Here is a 14,755-nt window from a genome sequence, read left to right as displayed (position 1 = left end):
CGGCCGGCGGGGGTGCCGCCGGCCGCGGTCCGGTCCCGGGCGCCGTACCGGTCAGAAGACCGACTCGGCCTCGTCCATCCGGTTCCTCGGCACCCGCTTCAGCTCGGTGACCGCGTCGGCGAGCGGCACCATGACGACGTCGGTGCCGCGCAGCGCGGTCATCCGGCCGAACTCGCCGCGGTGCGCGGCCTCGACGGCGTGCCAGCCGAAGCGGGTGGCGAGGACGCGGTCGTAGGCGGTGGGCACGCCGCCGCGCTGGACGTGGCCGAGGATGACCGGCTTGGCCTCCTTGCCCAGGCGGCGCTCCAGCTCGTAGGCGAGGGCGGTGCCGATGCCCTGGAACCGCTCGTGGCCGTACTGGTCGATGTCGCCCTTGCCGTAGTCCATGGTGCCCTCGGCGGGGTGGGCGCCCTCGGCGACGCAGATGACGGCGAACTTCTTGCCGCGGGCGAAGCGCTCCTCGACCATCTTGACCAGGTCGGCCGGGTCGAAGGGCCGCTCGGGCAGGCAGATGCCGTGGGCGCCGGCGGCCATGCCGGACTCCAGGGCGATCCAGCCGGCGTGCCGGCCCATGACCTCGACGACCATCACGCGCTGGTGGGACTCGGCCGTCGTCTTCAGACGGTCCATGGCCTCGGTGGCCACGCCCACGGCGGTGTCGAAACCGAAGGTGCGGTCCGTGGAGGAGATGTCGTTGTCGATGGTCTTGGGCACGCCGACGACCGGCAGGCCGGCGTCGGAGAGCATGCGGGCCGCGGTCAGGGTGCCCTCGCCGCCGATCGGGATCAGCGCGTCGATGCCGAACTCCTCGACCATGTCGGCGGCGCCCTCGCAGGCCTCGCGCAGCCGGTCGCGCTCCAGCCGGGAGGAGCCGAGGATGGTGCCGCCGAGGGCCAGGATGCCGCTGACCGCGTCGAGGTCGAGGGCCCGGTAGTGGCGGTCGAGCAGACCGCGGTAGCCGTCCTCGAAGCCGATGACCTCGTCGCCGTACTGGGCGACGGCCCGGTGCACGACCGAGCGGATCACGGCGTTGAGGCCGGGGCAGTCGCCGCCTGCGGTGAGCACTCCGATGCGCATCGTGCTGTGTCTCCTGCTCGCTGTGGGTGCCGGTGAGCCAGTGCCGATTGTTCCACGTCCGCCGGACCGGTGAAATTCTTGACGGGCGCCCTATCCGGCGACAGGGGTATTGTCAAGAGGTCTCTGCTCACCTCGGTGGGTGATTTTTATGCTGAAAACGCCACACAAGCGACATAAAAAGCGCCATGACGACATGAGAAACGGAGTGGACGCGTGACGCGCAGCGTGTACGTGACCGGGATCGACCGGGGTGACGGCCGGCAGGTCGTGGAGTTGGGGGTCATGGAACTCCTGACCCGGCAGGTCGACCGGGTGGGGGTGTTCCGTCCGCTGGTCCACGACGGCCCCGATCGCCTGTTCGAGCTGCTGCGGTCCCGCTACCGCCTCTCCCAGGACCCGTCGACCGTCTACGGCATGGACTACCACGAGGCGTCCGCGCTCCAGGCCGAACAGGGCACCGGCGAACTGGTCTCCGCCCTCGTCGACCGCTTCCACCTGGTGACCCGCGCCTACGACGTCGTCCTGGTGCTCGGCACCGACTTCGCCGACACCCAGCTCCCCGACGAGCTGTCCCTGAACGCGCGCCTCGCCAACGAGTTCGGCGCGTCGGTGATACCGGTGGTCGGCGGCCGCAGGCAGACCACCGAGTCGGTGCTGGCGGAGACGCGCAACGCCTACCGCGCGTACGAGGGGCTCGGCTGCGACGTGCTGGCCATGGTCACCAACCGGGTGGCCCGCGAGGACCGCGACGAGATCGCCGAGCGGCTCGCCGACCGGCTGCCGGTGCCCTGCTACGTGGTGCCGGACGACCCCGCGCTGTCCGCGCCGACCGTCTCCCAGATCGCCCACGCCCTCGGCGCCAGGGTGCTGCTGGGCGACGACTCGGGGCTCGCCCGGGACGCGCTGGACTTCGTCTTCGGCGGCGCCATGCTGCCCAACCTGCTGGGCGCGCTGACCCCGGGCTGCCTGGTGGTGACCCCGGGCGACCGCGCCGACCTGGTCGTCGGCTCGCTGGCCGCGCACAGCGCCGGCACCCCGCCCATCGCCGGCGTGCTGCTGACGCTGAACGAGGTGCCGCGCGACGAGATCCTCACCCTCGCCGCCCGCCTCGCCCCGGGCACCCCGGTGCTCTCCGTGGCCGGCAACAGCTTCCCCACCGCCGAGCGCCTCTTCTCCCTGGAGGGGAAGATGACCGCGGCCACCCCGCGCAAGGCGGAGACCGCGCTCGGCCTGTTCGAGCGGTACGCCGACACCGCCGGCCTGGCCCGCCGGGTCGAGGCACCGAGCAGCGACCGGGTCACCCCGATGATGTTCGAGCACAAGCTGCTGGAGCAGGCCCGCGCGGACAAGCGGCGGGTCGTGCTCCCCGAGGGCACCGAGGAGCGGGTGCTGCACGCGGCCGAGGTGCTGCTGCGCCGGGGCGTGTGCGACCTGACCCTGCTCGGCCCCGAGGACCGGATCCGCAAGCAGGCCGCCGACCTCGGCATCGACCTCGGCGACGCCCGGCTGATCGACCCGGCCACCTCCGAACTCCGCGACGCCTTCGCCGAGAAGTACGCGCGGCTGCGCGCGCACAAGGGCGTCACGGTCGAGCTGGCCTACGACGTCGTGTCGGACGTCAACTACTTCGGCACCCTGATGGTGCAGGAGGGCCTGGCCGACGGCATGGTGTCCGGCTCGGTGCACTCCACGGCGGCCACCATCCGCCCGGCCTTCGAGATCATCAAGACCAGGCCGGACTCCTCGATCGTCTCGTCGGTGTTCTTCATGTGCCTGGCCGACAAGGTGCTGGTCTACGGCGACTGCGCGGTCAACCCGGACCCGAACGCCGAGCAGCTCGCGGACATCGCCATCCAGTCGGCGGGCACGGCGGCCCGGTTCGGCGTCGAGCCGAGGATCGCGATGCTGTCGTACTCCACCGGCACCTCCGGTTCGGGCGCCGACGTCGACAAGGTGCGCGAGGCGACCGAGCTGGCGCGCTCGCGCCGGCCCGACCTGAAGATCGAGGGCCCGATCCAGTACGACGCGGCCGTGGAGCCGTCCGTGGCCGCCACCAAACTGCCCGGCTCCGAGGTGGCCGGGCAGGCCAGCGTGCTGATCTTCCCCGACCTCAACACCGGCAACAACACCTACAAGGCCGTGCAGCGCTCGGCCGGCGCGATCGCCGTCGGCCCGGTCCTGCAGGGACTGCGCAAGCCGGTCAACGACCTGTCCCGGGGCGCCCTCGTCCAGGACATCGTCAACACCGTCGCCATAACGGCGATCCAGGCCCAGACCCCCAGCGAGAAGGCGTCCGCGCAGTGACCTCCCCCACCCGTGTCCTCGTCCTCAACTCCGGCTCCTCGTCCCTGAAGTACCAGCTCCTGGACATGCGGGACGGCAGCCGTCTCGCCGCGGGCCTGGTCGAGCGCATCGGCGAGCAGACCTCCCGCCTCAAGCACACCTGCCTCACCGGCGACGACACCCGCGAGCACGCCGGGCCGATCGCCGACCACGACGCCGCCCTCAAGGCGGTCGCCGGCGAGCTGAGCCGGGACGGTCTCGGCCTGGACTCCCCCGACCTGGCCGCGATCGGCCACCGGGTGGTGCACGGCGGGCTGTTCTTCACCGAGCCCACCGTCGTCGACGACGGGGTGCTGACCGAGATCGAACGGCTGATCCCGGTGGCCCCGCTGCACAACCCGGCCAACCTCACCGGCATCCGCACGGCCCAGGCGCTCCGCCCCGACCTGCCCCAGGTCGCGGTCTTCGACACCGCGTTCCACACGACGATGCCGGAGTCGGCGGCGCGCTACGCGATCGACCCGCGGATCGCCGACCGCCACCGGATCCGCCGCTACGGCTTCCACGGCACCTCGCACGCGTACGTGTCCCGGGAGACCGCGCGGCTGCTGGGCAAGGACCCGTCCGAGGTCAACGTGATCGTGCTGCACCTGGGCAACGGCGCCTCGGCCTCCGCCGTCGAGAAGGGCCGGTGCGTGGACACCTCCATGGGGCTGACGCCTTTGGAGGGGCTCGTGATGGGTACGCGCTCGGGTGACCTGGACCCGGCCGTCATCTTCCATTTGGCCCGTGTCGGCGGAATGTCCATGGACGAGATCGACACTCTCCTCAACAAGAGGAGCGGACTGTTCGGTCTGTGCGGGGACAACGACATGCGGGAGATCCGCCGCCGGATCGACGAGGGCGACGAAGAGGCCGGACTCGCCTTCGACATTTACATTCACCGGCTCAAGAAGTACATCGGCGCCTATTACGCGGTGCTCGGCACGGTGGACGCGGTCGCCTTCACCGCGGGGGTCGGCGAGAACGCGGCACCGGTGCGGGAGGCCGCGATCGCGGGCCTGGAAGGACTCGGCCTCGCGGTCGACGCCGAGCGCAACACCGCGCACGGCGGCGGGCCGCGGCTGATTTCACCTGAATCCGCCCGGGTTGCGGTCGCCGTGGTGCCGACGGATGAAGAACTGGAGATCGCGACGCAGACCTACGCACTGGTCGGAAAGAACAACTGAATAGCACCTGAGCGGTGTGGCACTCATTTGTATCTTCCGCCAGACGGAATATTCCGTAGCGAAACAAACCGATAGGATCGCCCCATGCGCCGTTCGAAAATCGTCTGTACCCTCGGCCCCGCGGTCGACTCCCACGAGATGCTCGTCGCCATGATCGAGGCGGGCATGAACGTTGCCCGTTTCAACTTCAGCCACGGCACCCACGCCGAGCACCAGGCGCGGTACGACCGCGTCCGCGCCGCCTCCAAGGAGACCGGCCGCTCCATCGGCGTCCTCGCCGACCTCCAGGGCCCGAAGATCCGGCTGGAGACCTTCGCCGAGGGCCCGGTCGAGCTGAAGCGCGGTGACGAGTTCGTCATCACGACCGAGGACGTGCCGGGCGACAAGCAGATCTGCGGCACGACGTACAAGGGGCTGCCGGGCGACGTGTCCCGGGGCGACCAGGTCCTCATCAACGACGGCAACGTCGAGCTGAAGGTGCTGGACGTCGAGGGCCCGCGGGTGCGGACGATCGTCATCGAGGGCGGTGTCGTCTCCGACCACAAGGGCATCAACCTGCCCGGCGCGGCCGTCAACGTGCCCGCGCTGTCGGAGAAGGACGTCGAGGACCTGCGCTTCGCCCTCCGCATGGGCTGCGACATGGTCGCCCTGTCCTTCGTCCGCGACGCCAAGGACGTCCAGGACGTGCACCGCGTCATGGACGAGGAGGGCCGCCGCGTCCCCGTCATCGCCAAGGTGGAGAAGCCGCAGGCGGTGGAGAACATGGAGGACGTCGTCGCGGCGTTCGACGCGGTGATGGTGGCCCGTGGCGACCTCGCCGTCGAGTACCCGCTCGAAAAGGTCCCCATGGTGCAGAAGCGCCTCATCGAGCTGTGCCGACGCAACGCCAAGCCGGTGATCGTCGCGACCCAGATGATGGAGTCGATGATCACCAACTCCCGCCCGACCCGCGCCGAGGCCTCCGACGTGGCCAACGCCATCCTGGACGGCGCGGACGCGGTCATGCTGTCGGCGGAGTCCAGCGTGGGCGCCTACCCGATCGAGACGGTCAAGACCATGTCGAAGATCGTCACGGTCGCCGAGCAGGAACTGCTCTCCAAGGGCCTGCAGCCCCTCGTCCAGGGCAAGAAGCCGCGCACCCAGGGTGGTTCGGTGGCCCGTGCCGCCGCCGAGATCGCCGACTTCCTCGGCGGCAAGGGCCTGATCGCCTTCACCCAGTCCGGTGACACGGCGCGCCGGCTGTCCCGCTACCGCGCGACCCAGCCGATCATCGCGTTCACCACGGACGAGGGCACCCGCAACCAGCTCACCCTGAGCTGGGGCGTGGAGTCGCACGTCGTGCCGTTCGTGAACACCACCGACGAGATGGTCGACCTGGTGGACCAGGAGATCGCCCGCCTCGGCCACTTCGACGCCGGCGACACCGTCATCATCACCGCCGGCTCGCCCCCCGGCGTCCCCGGCAGCACCAACATGCTCCGCGTCCACCACCTGGGCGGCCAGAACAACTGACCCACCCGACACACCACCGAGGGCGCCCACCTGACCCAGGGGGGCGCCCTCAGTGGTCGGCGGCGGGTGTCACACCCCGGCCGCCGCCTCCATGAGAGCGTGCGCCAGGGCGTCGAGGTTCTCCCGGAAGAAGCCCAGCCGGGTGTGGAACGGCTCCTGCGCGAACACGCCTCCGCGCACGAGGAACAAGGTGGGCACGGCCGTCAGCGCGCTGTGCACCGTGTGCAGTTCCGCCAGGGTCAGCCGGACGTCACTCGACTCCGTGCGCGGGCCGGCCAGCCGTTCCAGCAGCCCGTCGACCGTCTCCCGGCCCGCTCCCACCAGCAGGGTCAGCTCCGTGTCCCCGCACTCCCGCTCCCGCAGGTGGCTCAGCGCCTCGTACATCGCCGACACCTGGGAGGGCGCGAGCCGCGCGACGAACGCGTCACCGTCGCGGGTCAGCTGCAACTGTGTCCTCACTCGTCACTCCGTTCCGCGTCGGTTCTGGCCGATGGACACGTAACGCCCGCCGTTGTGGGCCCGGGCCGGAGGCGTGCGCATGACCGTGCCCCGTCGGGTGGGTTCCCGGCGGGGCACGGTCGCGGCTCCCGGAAGGGGTCTTCGCGAAGGAGGCGGTCAGCCCTCGACGTACTGGCGCATCCCGGGGATGGTCAGGGTGCCGCCGAACTGGGCCGCCTGGGTCACCTTCACGTTGGTGAAGTAGATGTACGGGATGTTCAGCGGGGGCGGGCTGTCGGGGCTGAACGTCACGGGGATCAGTCCGAACAGGTTGCCCGAGATGCTCTCGGTGTACATCACCGTGTCGCCGTCCTTGATGACTGACTGAGAGCCCTTGGCCGCCTGGACGTGGTACGTCTTGTCCGTCCGCTTGTCCTTCACGATCTGGTGCAGGTCACCGATGTCGGTGCCGCCGGAGATGACGTACTTGAGCACCTTCTTCGTGGTGCCGCCGGCCGTCTTCACCTCGACGATGCCCTGGTAGTCGGCCTTCTTGAGGTACAGCGAGCTGGCGTTCAGGTACCAGGGGTCGTCCGCCACCAGCACCTTGTTGTCGACACCGCCCTGGTCCTCGGTGGCGGCCTCGCAGTCCTCCGCCGAGGCGGACGGGTCGGGGCTGGGCGACGTGCTGTCGGCGGCCGGTGACCCGGTGGCCTCCGCCGTCTTCCCGCCCGCGTCCTCGGCCGTCTCCTTCGCCTTGTCCCGGGCCGGGTCCGCCGTCTTCTCCGCCTTCTCCGCCTTCTCCGCACGGTCCTCCGTGGAACCGGCGGTCCCGCCGCCGTCCGCCGGGGAGGCGCTGGAGGAGGGGGCCGGGGAGGACGACTGCGACGGGGACGGCTCCGGAGTGGTGGACGGCGCCGGGGTGTTCGCCGGGGCGGGGGTCTCCGCGGGGGTGCCGGAGTCCTTGTGGCCGCCGGTGAGGACGTCCCCGATCGTGTCACCGATGGTGTCGAGGATGTTGCCGCTCTTGTCCGCGGTCTTCTCCGGTGCCGGCTTCGCCGGGTCGCCGGTGGACTCCGTGCCCGGTGCCGAGCCGGAGGTGCCGCCGGAGCCGGACGTGTCGGCCGACGGGCTGTGCGTGGGTTCCGCCTTGTCGCCGGAACCTGAATCCGGCGAAGAGGAGTTGCCCGTGCCCCCGGTGTCCCCGGCGTTCCCGGGGTCCTCGGTCTCCTTGCCGTCCGCGCCGCCCTGCGGGTCCTTCTCGTCGTCGGCCGAGGCGGACGGCGACGGGGAGGGCGAGGCGCTGTCGGAGGCCGACGGCGACGGCGAGGCGGAGGGGTCCTCGTTGCCGTCCAGTTGGTTGAGGCAGTCCTTGTAGTCCTCGGCCTGCTGGCTGTTGGACGGGGACGGGCCGCCGTTGTCGGCGAGGGCCAGTGACGATGTGAACCCGAGGCCCATGAGGACCGCGGTCGGCATCGCCACGGTGGCTATCGCCTTGCCGGCCGGCATGTGGAATCTGGTGAACAGCGGCTTCTTCGGGGCCGCGTGCCGCGGCCCGGTTCTCGCACGGGACGTGTCCGCGGCGGCCCCGCGGGTCACCTCGTCAGCCGGCACTGTGCCTCCCGTTCGCCCCGTAGGCCGGGCTCGTTCCTGACAGATCGTTTGCCTCGTCCACCCGGTGGTCCGCCTCGGGCAGCCCGTCACCGGGTGCCCCGTCGCCGTCCGCGGGGGACGTCCCGGCCGGCTGCCCGCCCGCCTTGACGGGCGCCCAGGACACCGCCATGGCTCCGCCGAGCAGCGCGAGCAGGAAACCGACGATGAAGCCGCCGAAGTTGGAGACCGGGAGGGACACCAGCGCGAGCAGGATCGCGGCGACGCCGGCGAAGACCCGTACGTGCTGCTGGAACCAGAGCGTCAGACCCAGGACGACGAGGAGCACGCCGATGATCAGGGATCCGGCGCCCGCGGTGGTCGACATCGCCAGCGTGAGCGCGCCCAGTTTGATGTGCGCGTACGGGAAGTACATGATCGGAAAGCCACCGAGCATGACGTACAGGCCCGCCCAGAACGGACGGTTGCCCCGCCAGGCGCGGAACTGCTGCCTGCGGCGGGTGAACTGGCCGGGGGCGGCAGAGGTCTCGGCGCTCATGGAAAACAGCTCCCTGGTGCGGCGTTGCGCTGTGAAGTGGTGCGGGGGTGGAACGGCCGGTGAGGGCAGGGAGGGGAGGCGGGGAAGCCGGTGGCTTCCCCGCCCGTCATCGGGTGCCTAGTAGCACTCCTTGCCCTCGCCGCTGCCCCACACCAGCCCCATGTGCAGGTTGGCCAGCTTGAACGTGCCGGCGGTGGTCGCCCACGCCGTCTGCTGCACGTCGGTCAGAATCGCCTTGTCGGCCTGCTGCGCGAAGCCGAAGGGGCTGGAAGCGCCCTTCTGGTACTCCTCCGCCTTGGGCTTGGGGCCCTTCGTGACGCTGCCCGCCGCGACACCGATGTCCATGCTGGTGAACTCGGCCTGGGTGGAGTCGAGGTTGGAGACGTCGATGTAGAGCCCCGTCGCCTCGACATTCGTGCCCTTGTCACCCGCGGTCAGCCTGAGGGTGACGCTCTTCCCCAGAAGCGGGATCGGAGTGACCACCGACTGGCACATCTTGGTGATGCTGGCCTTCTCGAAGGCCGAGACCGCCACCGGGTGGGCCTCGTCGCTCTTGCCGTCCAGGCTCTTGCCCGTGTCGAGCGAGCCGTACTGGCTGAAGCCCGTACCGACGAGCTGACCGGCCTTCACCTTGAACTCCTGACCGGACACGCTGAACGAGGCCGCCAGCGCACCCTGCGCCAGCGCCACGCCTATCGCGGCCGTCGCGGCGACGCTGGGCACCATGACCACAGCGAACCGCTTCCATCTGGTCCCGCCACGCACCTGGGACTCCATATTTCCTCCTTCTCGGACGTACATCTCCTGGCCCGGACTCACGACCCGTCAGGGGGCGCGGCCGGACAGGGATGGGAGAAGTGCTACGTCCTCGGAAAGGAGAGCGCCCGTACCCGAAAGGCGCGTCCGCGCCCGAATCACCGGCGATCACCCCCGAGCGACAACCACTGGTCGCGCCTGACACGCATCACGCACAACCTTGCTGGACAGGCTTCGCCGTGCGGCGAAGACCCCCCTGCCCTAGGGTCGGCGCCACTGCCGCCGGCCCTGCTCGGTGGGGACCCAGAGTCTCCCGCGGCCCGACCGGATGCCGGGTACGGGAATGGACCGAGCGTCGCCGATCGTGGTGCATTCTCGGCCCGGACACAAGGGGGTTCGTTACTGGCTAGTAACGGTGGGATAACCGGAAGACGACCCACCGGTCTCGGAAAGCGACCCTCGGTGGCATTTCTGGGCAGAGCAAAGCCGTTGATCCCTGGACGAATCCAGACAGACCAACGGCTTCGACTTACTCGGAGTAACAGGGGCCGCGATTACCAAGTTTTGGTAAAGCGCGGCCTCCCTGACGCCCCGTCGGCCAATCTTTCACCCCGGCATCACACACCGTGGTGTTTAACGACTGGTCAGAACAGGGCGCGTGCAAGGGCCCTGCGAGCCCCGACCACTCGGGGGTCGTCCGGGCCCACGACCTCGAACAACTCCAGCAACCGGAGCCGTACGGCGTTCCGGTCGTCGCCGGCCGTGCGCTGCACGGTGTCGATCAGCCGCGCGAACGCGTCCTCGACGTGACCGCCCACCAGGTCCAGGTCGGCGGCGGCGATCTGCGCCTCGGCGTCCTTCGGGTTCGCGGCGGCCTCCCCGCGCACCTTCTGCGGGTCCATGCTCTGCACCCGCTGGAGCAACTCGGCCTGCGCCAGGCCCAGTTTGGCCTCGGGGTGGGCCGGGTCGTCGGCCAGCACGTTCTGGTACGCCCGGACGGCGCCGCCCAGGTCGCCCGCGTCCAGCGCCTGCGCGGCGGCGTTCAGCGCGGCCTCGTACGGCCCCTCGACCGGCGCGGCCGGCGCTGCACCGCCCGGCTCGGCGTCCGGGTCGACGGTCAGACCGGTCAGCCCGAAGCGCTGCTCGGCGACGGTCACGAGCTGGTCCAGGGTCTGGCGGATCTGCTCCTCACTGGCCGCTCCCTGGAAGAGCGGCAGCGCCTGGCCCGCGACGACGGCGAAGACGGCCGGGATGCCCTGCACCCCGAACTGCTGCATCAGCATCTGGTTGGCGTCGACGTCGATCTTGGCGAGGAGGAAGCGCCCGTCGTACTCGACGGCCAGCCGCTCCAGGACCGGGCTGAGCTGCTTGCAGGGCTGACACCACTCGGCCCAGAAGTCAATGACGACGGGCACTTCGGCGGAGCGCTGCAGGACATCCTGCTCGAACCCCGCCTCGTCGACGTCGATGACGAGATCGGCCGGGGAGACGGCCCCCATGCCGCCCTGCCGGGCGGCTTCGGCGCGCGTCTGCTCGGCCTTGGCCTTGGCCTCCTGGGCCGCCTTCACCGCGGCGAGGTCGACGACACCGCTCATGGACATGTTCCGTGGCTGCATGCGTCTATCCTCCCCCGATCTCGCGCCTGAGTGAAAAAACGGTGTGCGGCGCCGGGTCCCCACCCGCGCCGGACGGTCGTCGCCCGTGCACGTCCCGCACGGGCTTTCGCTACGAGTCGTAGCGTAATGCCATGGGCGGGCCGCGCGACACCACATCCCGGTGATCTCCCTCACGACGCCACACGAACCGCCGGTTATGGTCGGGGGATGCAGAGCCGCACCCCCGCCAGCCGTACCGGACGCCCGCGCAGCGCCGCGGCGGACGCCGCGATCCTGGCCGCCACCCGGGAGGCTCTCGTCGAGCTCGGCTGGTCCAAGCTGACGCTGGGGGACGTGGCGGTGCGGGCCGGGGTCGCGAAGACCACGATCTACCGGCGCTGGGCCGGCAAGAACGAACTGGTCGTGGACGCCGTCGCGGAACTCTTCGACGAACTGGAACTGCCCGACCGCGGCAGTCTCGCCGACGACATCGAGGGCGTCGTCCTGCAGTTCGCGGCCATTCTCGCCCGGCCCGAGGCGAAGAGCGGCCTGATGGCGGTGGTCGCCGAGTCCACCCGCGACGACGCCCTGCGCGAGCGCATCCGCGCCTCCATCGTGGAACGCCAGATGGACCTGGTCCTGGAGGGCCGCGCACGGGCCCAGCGGCGCGGCGAACTCCCCGCGGAGCCGGACCCCGGGGAGTCCGCCCGCACGGTGGACCTGATCTTCGACATGGTGGCGGGCGCGGTGGTCCACCGCACCCTGGTGAGCGGCAAACCGGCGGACGAGGAGTGGGTGGGCGACCTCACCCGGGTACTGCTGCTGGGACTCTCCGCCGAGCCGGACCCGGGCCGGCCGGATCCCGCCCCGGGAACCCGCCCGGAGGGCGCCTGACCGAACCGATACGAACCCGCCCGGACCGGATCGGTCCGAGCGGGTTGGGTCCGCTCCGGTCCGGGTGAGCGGACCGGAGCGGACGCACGCGCGGAGCAGGGGCGTAGGGGCAGGAGGGGTCAGAAGCCCGGCGGCTCCGTGTACACCCCCCACTCGTCCCGCAGCACTCCGCAGATCTCGCCCAGCGTGGCCTCGGCGCGCACCGCGTCCAGCATCGGCTCGATCATGTTCGCGCCCGACCGGGCCGCGGACAGCATGCCGTCCAGCGCGGTACGCACCGCGCCCTCGTCCCGCGCGCCCTTGCGCTCCGCGAGGACGCGCACCTGCTCACGTTCCACCTCGTGGCTGACGCGCAGGATCTCCAGGTCGCCGGTGACCGACCCGGTGGCGACGTTGACGCCCACGACCCGCTTGTCCCCCTTCTCCAGGGACTGCTGGTAGCGGAACGCCGACTCGGCGATCTCGCCGGTGAACCACCCGTCCTCTATCCCGCGCAGGATGCCGGAGGTGACCGGGCCGATCGGGTGCCGGCCGTCCGGGTGCGCCCGCAGGCCCCGCTCCCTGATCTGCTCGAAGATCTTCTCGGCGTCCGCCTCGATCCGGTCGGTGAGCTGCTCGACGTACCACGAACCGCCCAGCGGGTCGGCGACGTTGGCGACCCCGGTCTCCTCCATCAGCACCTGCTGGGTGCGCAGCGCGATCTCCGCGGCCTGCTCGCTCGGCAGCGCGAGGGTCTCGTCCAGGGCGTTGGTGTGCAGCGAGTTCGTCCCGCCGAGCACGGCGGCCAGCGCCTCCACGGCCGTCCGCACCACGTTGTTGTAGGGCTGCTGGGCGGTCAGCGACACCCCGGCGGTCTGCGTGTGGAACCGCAGCCACTGCGCCTTCTCGCTCTTCGCGCCGTACACGTCCCGCATCCAGCGGGCCCAGATGCGCCGGGCCGCCCGGAACTTGGCGATCTCCTCGAAGAAATCCACGTGGGCGTCGAAGAAGAAGGACAGGCCGGGGGCGAAGACGTCGACGTCGAGCCCGCGGCTGAGCCCCAGCTCCACGTACCCGAAGCCGTCGGCGAGCGTGTAGGCCAGCTCCTGGGCGGCCGTGGCCCCGGCCTCGCGGATGTGGTAGCCGGAGACGGAGAGGGGCTTGTACGCGGGGATGCCCGCCGCGCAGTGCTCCATCAGGTCGCCGATCAGCCGCAGGTGGGGCTCCGGCTGGAAGAGCCACTCCTTCTGCGCGATGTACTCCTTGAAGATGTCGGTCTGGAGGGTCCCGTTGAGCACCCCCGGGTCGACTCCCTGGCGCTCGGCGGCGACCAGGTACATGCAGAAGACGGGCACGGCCGGCCCGCTGATGGTCATGGAGGTCGTGACCTCCCCCAGCGGGATGTCCTTGAACAGCACCTCCATGTCGGCGGCCGAGTCGATGGCGACCCCGCAGTGCCCGACCTCGCCCAGCGAGCGCGGGTCGTCGGAGTCGCGCCCCATCAGCGTCGGCATGTCGAAGGCGACGGACAGGCCCCCGCCGCCGGCGGCGAGGATCATCTTGTACCGCTCGTTGGTCTGCTCGGCGTTGCCGAACCCGGCGAACTGGCGGATCGTCCAGGTACGGCCGCGGTAGCCGGTCGGATGGAGCCCGCGGGTGTAGGGGTACTCACCCGGCCAGCCGATCCGCTCGAATCCCTCGTACGTGTCACCCGGTCGGGGCCCGTACACCGGCTCCACGGGGTCGCCGGAGAGCGTGGTGAAGTCCGCGTCGCGCTTGCGCGCCGCGTCGTAGCGGGCCTGCCAGCGCCGGCGGCCCTCCTCGATGGCATGAGCATCCATGCCTCGAATTTACTTGGACGTCCTAGTACATGTCGATGGCTGACCGCCGTACGGGTCCGTACGGCGGTGTGTGCCGCGTCTCGTTTACGGCCGCGCTACGCCTCGGCCACGGCCGGGGTCCGGCCCTCGACCCTGCCGTCCAGCTCGCGGCTGATCCTGCGCTCGACGAAGAAGGCGGCGGTCGGGATGGTGCCCGCCAGCAGCACCCACAGCTGCTTGCCGACCGGCCACTTCGCCTTGGAGCCCAGGTCGAAGGCGAAGACCAGGTAGACGACGTACAGCCAGCCGTGGGCGATGGCGACGACCCGCGTGAAGTCGGCGGCACCGCTCATGTCGAGCCCGTACTTCGCGATCATGCTCAGGCACAGCAGCACCAGCAGGACGCCGGTGGTGTAGGCCAGCACGCGGTAGCGGGTCAGCACGCTCTTTTTCATGGGGTCGAGCGTAACCACCTTTTCCGGGAGATCTTGCCCCGGGTCACCCCTCGTCGAAGTCGTGCGCGGCGATCCGCAGCGGGCGGAGCATGGCGAAGATCTCCCGGCACTCCTCGGCGTCGTACACCCCGAGCCCGAAGTCCATGGCCATCAGGTCGCGGGTGGCCGCGTCGACCACCTCGCGGCCCTTCTCGGTGATGACGGCGAGGGTGCCGCGGCCGTCCTTCGGGTTCGGGCGCTTGGCGACCAGGCCGGACCTCACCAGCCGGTCCACGGTGTTCGTCACGGACGTCGGGTGCACCATCAGCCGTTCGCCGATCTTGGACATCGGCAGCTCGCCGGCCTTGGAGAAGGTGAGCAGCACCAGTGCCTCGTACCGGGCGAAGGTCAGCCCGTACGGCTTGACCACCGCGTCCACCTCGGCGAGCAGGATCTGCTGGGCGCGCATGATCGAGGTGATCGCGGCCATGGACGGCACGCCTCCCCACCGCTGCTTCCAGAGTTCGTCGGCGCGGGCGATGGGGTCGAACGGGAGGCTGAGAGGCTTCGGCACGGCATCAGACCCTAC

The 14,755-nt window shown here is 70.5% G+C and carries 13 protein-coding genes; 4 read left to right on the top strand and 9 right to left on the bottom strand.

The features are described 5' to 3' along the window. Positions 1–51 precede the first annotated feature (51 nt). Positions 52–1,077 carry an ATP-dependent 6-phosphofructokinase gene (locus ACZ4K2_RS05480; protein ID WP_467479532.1) on the bottom strand — a complete coding sequence of 342 codons (1,026 nt, stop codon included), beginning with the start codon at positions 1,075–1,077 and terminating at the stop codon, positions 52–54. 213 nt (positions 1,078–1,290) lie between these two features. On the opposite strand from ACZ4K2_RS05480, the gene pta reads away from it, so the two are divergent. From pta to pyk, 3 genes are all read left to right on the top strand, one after another. After that, the gene (pta, locus tag ACZ4K2_RS05475; RefSeq protein WP_467479530.1) at positions 1,291–3,381 is read left to right on the top strand and encodes a phosphate acetyltransferase; all 2,091 of its coding nucleotides are present in this window, start codon (positions 1,291–1,293) and stop codon (positions 3,379–3,381) included. Next, positions 3,378–4,589, top strand: coding sequence for an acetate kinase (locus tag ACZ4K2_RS05470; RefSeq protein WP_467479528.1), 1,212 nt, complete (start codon positions 3,378–3,380; stop codon positions 4,587–4,589). The genes pta and ACZ4K2_RS05470 overlap by 4 nt, the downstream gene beginning before the upstream one ends. Positions 4,590–4,673: 84 nt before the next feature. Next, positions 4,674–6,101 (top strand): pyruvate kinase, encoded by a 1,428-nt coding sequence (gene pyk / locus ACZ4K2_RS05465; protein WP_467479526.1) that lies wholly within the window; start codon positions 4,674–4,676, stop codon positions 6,099–6,101. 69 nt (positions 6,102–6,170) lie between these two features. Here the strand turns inward: pyk and ACZ4K2_RS05460 are convergent, their stop codons facing one another. From ACZ4K2_RS05460 to ACZ4K2_RS05440, 5 genes are all read right to left on the bottom strand, one after another. Next, complete coding sequence (locus ACZ4K2_RS05460) at positions 6,171–6,560, bottom strand: hypothetical protein (protein WP_467479524.1); 390 nt, start codon at positions 6,558–6,560, stop codon at positions 6,171–6,173. A 156-nt stretch (positions 6,561–6,716) separates the two neighbouring features. Continuing rightward, entirely contained in the window at positions 6,717–8,153 is a 1,437-nt protein-coding gene (locus ACZ4K2_RS05455) for a hypothetical protein (protein ID WP_467479522.1), read from the bottom strand. Continuing rightward, positions 8,143–8,688: a DUF6114 domain-containing protein gene (locus tag ACZ4K2_RS05450; RefSeq protein ID WP_467479520.1), complete on the bottom strand. Its 546-nt coding sequence runs from the start codon at positions 8,686–8,688 to the stop codon at positions 8,143–8,145. The genes ACZ4K2_RS05455 and ACZ4K2_RS05450 overlap by 11 nt, the downstream gene beginning before the upstream one ends. A gap of 117 nt (positions 8,689–8,805) precedes the next feature. Further along, entirely contained in the window at positions 8,806–9,465 is a 660-nt protein-coding gene (locus ACZ4K2_RS05445) for a DUF6230 family protein (protein WP_467479518.1), read from the bottom strand. Positions 9,466–10,088: 623 nt separating this feature from the next. After that, the gene (locus ACZ4K2_RS05440) at positions 10,089–11,060 is read right to left on the bottom strand and encodes a tetratricopeptide repeat protein (RefSeq protein ID WP_467479516.1); all 972 of its coding nucleotides are present in this window, start codon (positions 11,058–11,060) and stop codon (positions 10,089–10,091) included. Positions 11,061–11,267: 207 nt separating this feature from the next. Here ACZ4K2_RS05440 and ACZ4K2_RS05435 point away from each other — a divergent pair, with 207 nt between their 5' ends. Then, the gene (locus ACZ4K2_RS05435) at positions 11,268–11,933 is read left to right on the top strand and encodes a TetR/AcrR family transcriptional regulator (RefSeq protein ID WP_467479514.1); all 666 of its coding nucleotides are present in this window, start codon (positions 11,268–11,270) and stop codon (positions 11,931–11,933) included. 119 nt (positions 11,934–12,052) lie between these two features. Here ACZ4K2_RS05435 and ACZ4K2_RS05430 read toward each other — a convergent pair whose 3' ends face one another. The 3 genes from ACZ4K2_RS05430 to ACZ4K2_RS05420 all read right to left on the bottom strand — a co-directional run bounded on the left by ACZ4K2_RS05430 (position 12,053) and on the right by ACZ4K2_RS05420 (position 14,740). Next, positions 12,053–13,753 (bottom strand): acyl-CoA mutase large subunit family protein, encoded by a 1,701-nt coding sequence (locus ACZ4K2_RS05430; RefSeq protein ID WP_467479512.1) that lies wholly within the window; start codon positions 13,751–13,753, stop codon positions 12,053–12,055. Between the two features lie 95 nt (positions 13,754–13,848). Then, entirely contained in the window at positions 13,849–14,187 is a 339-nt protein-coding gene (locus ACZ4K2_RS05425; protein ID WP_467479510.1) for a DUF3817 domain-containing protein, read from the bottom strand. Between the two features lie 43 nt (positions 14,188–14,230). After that, on the bottom strand, positions 14,231–14,740 hold the full coding sequence (locus ACZ4K2_RS05420; RefSeq protein WP_467479508.1) for a MarR family winged helix-turn-helix transcriptional regulator: 510 nt from the start codon (positions 14,738–14,740) through the stop codon (positions 14,231–14,233). Positions 14,741–14,755 lie beyond the last annotated feature (15 nt).

Source organism: Streptomyces sp. NPDC025833 (assembly GCF_055558055.1).
The sequence above is the reverse complement of the archived record's forward strand: the minus strand, read 5'-3'. Positions and strand labels throughout refer to the sequence as shown.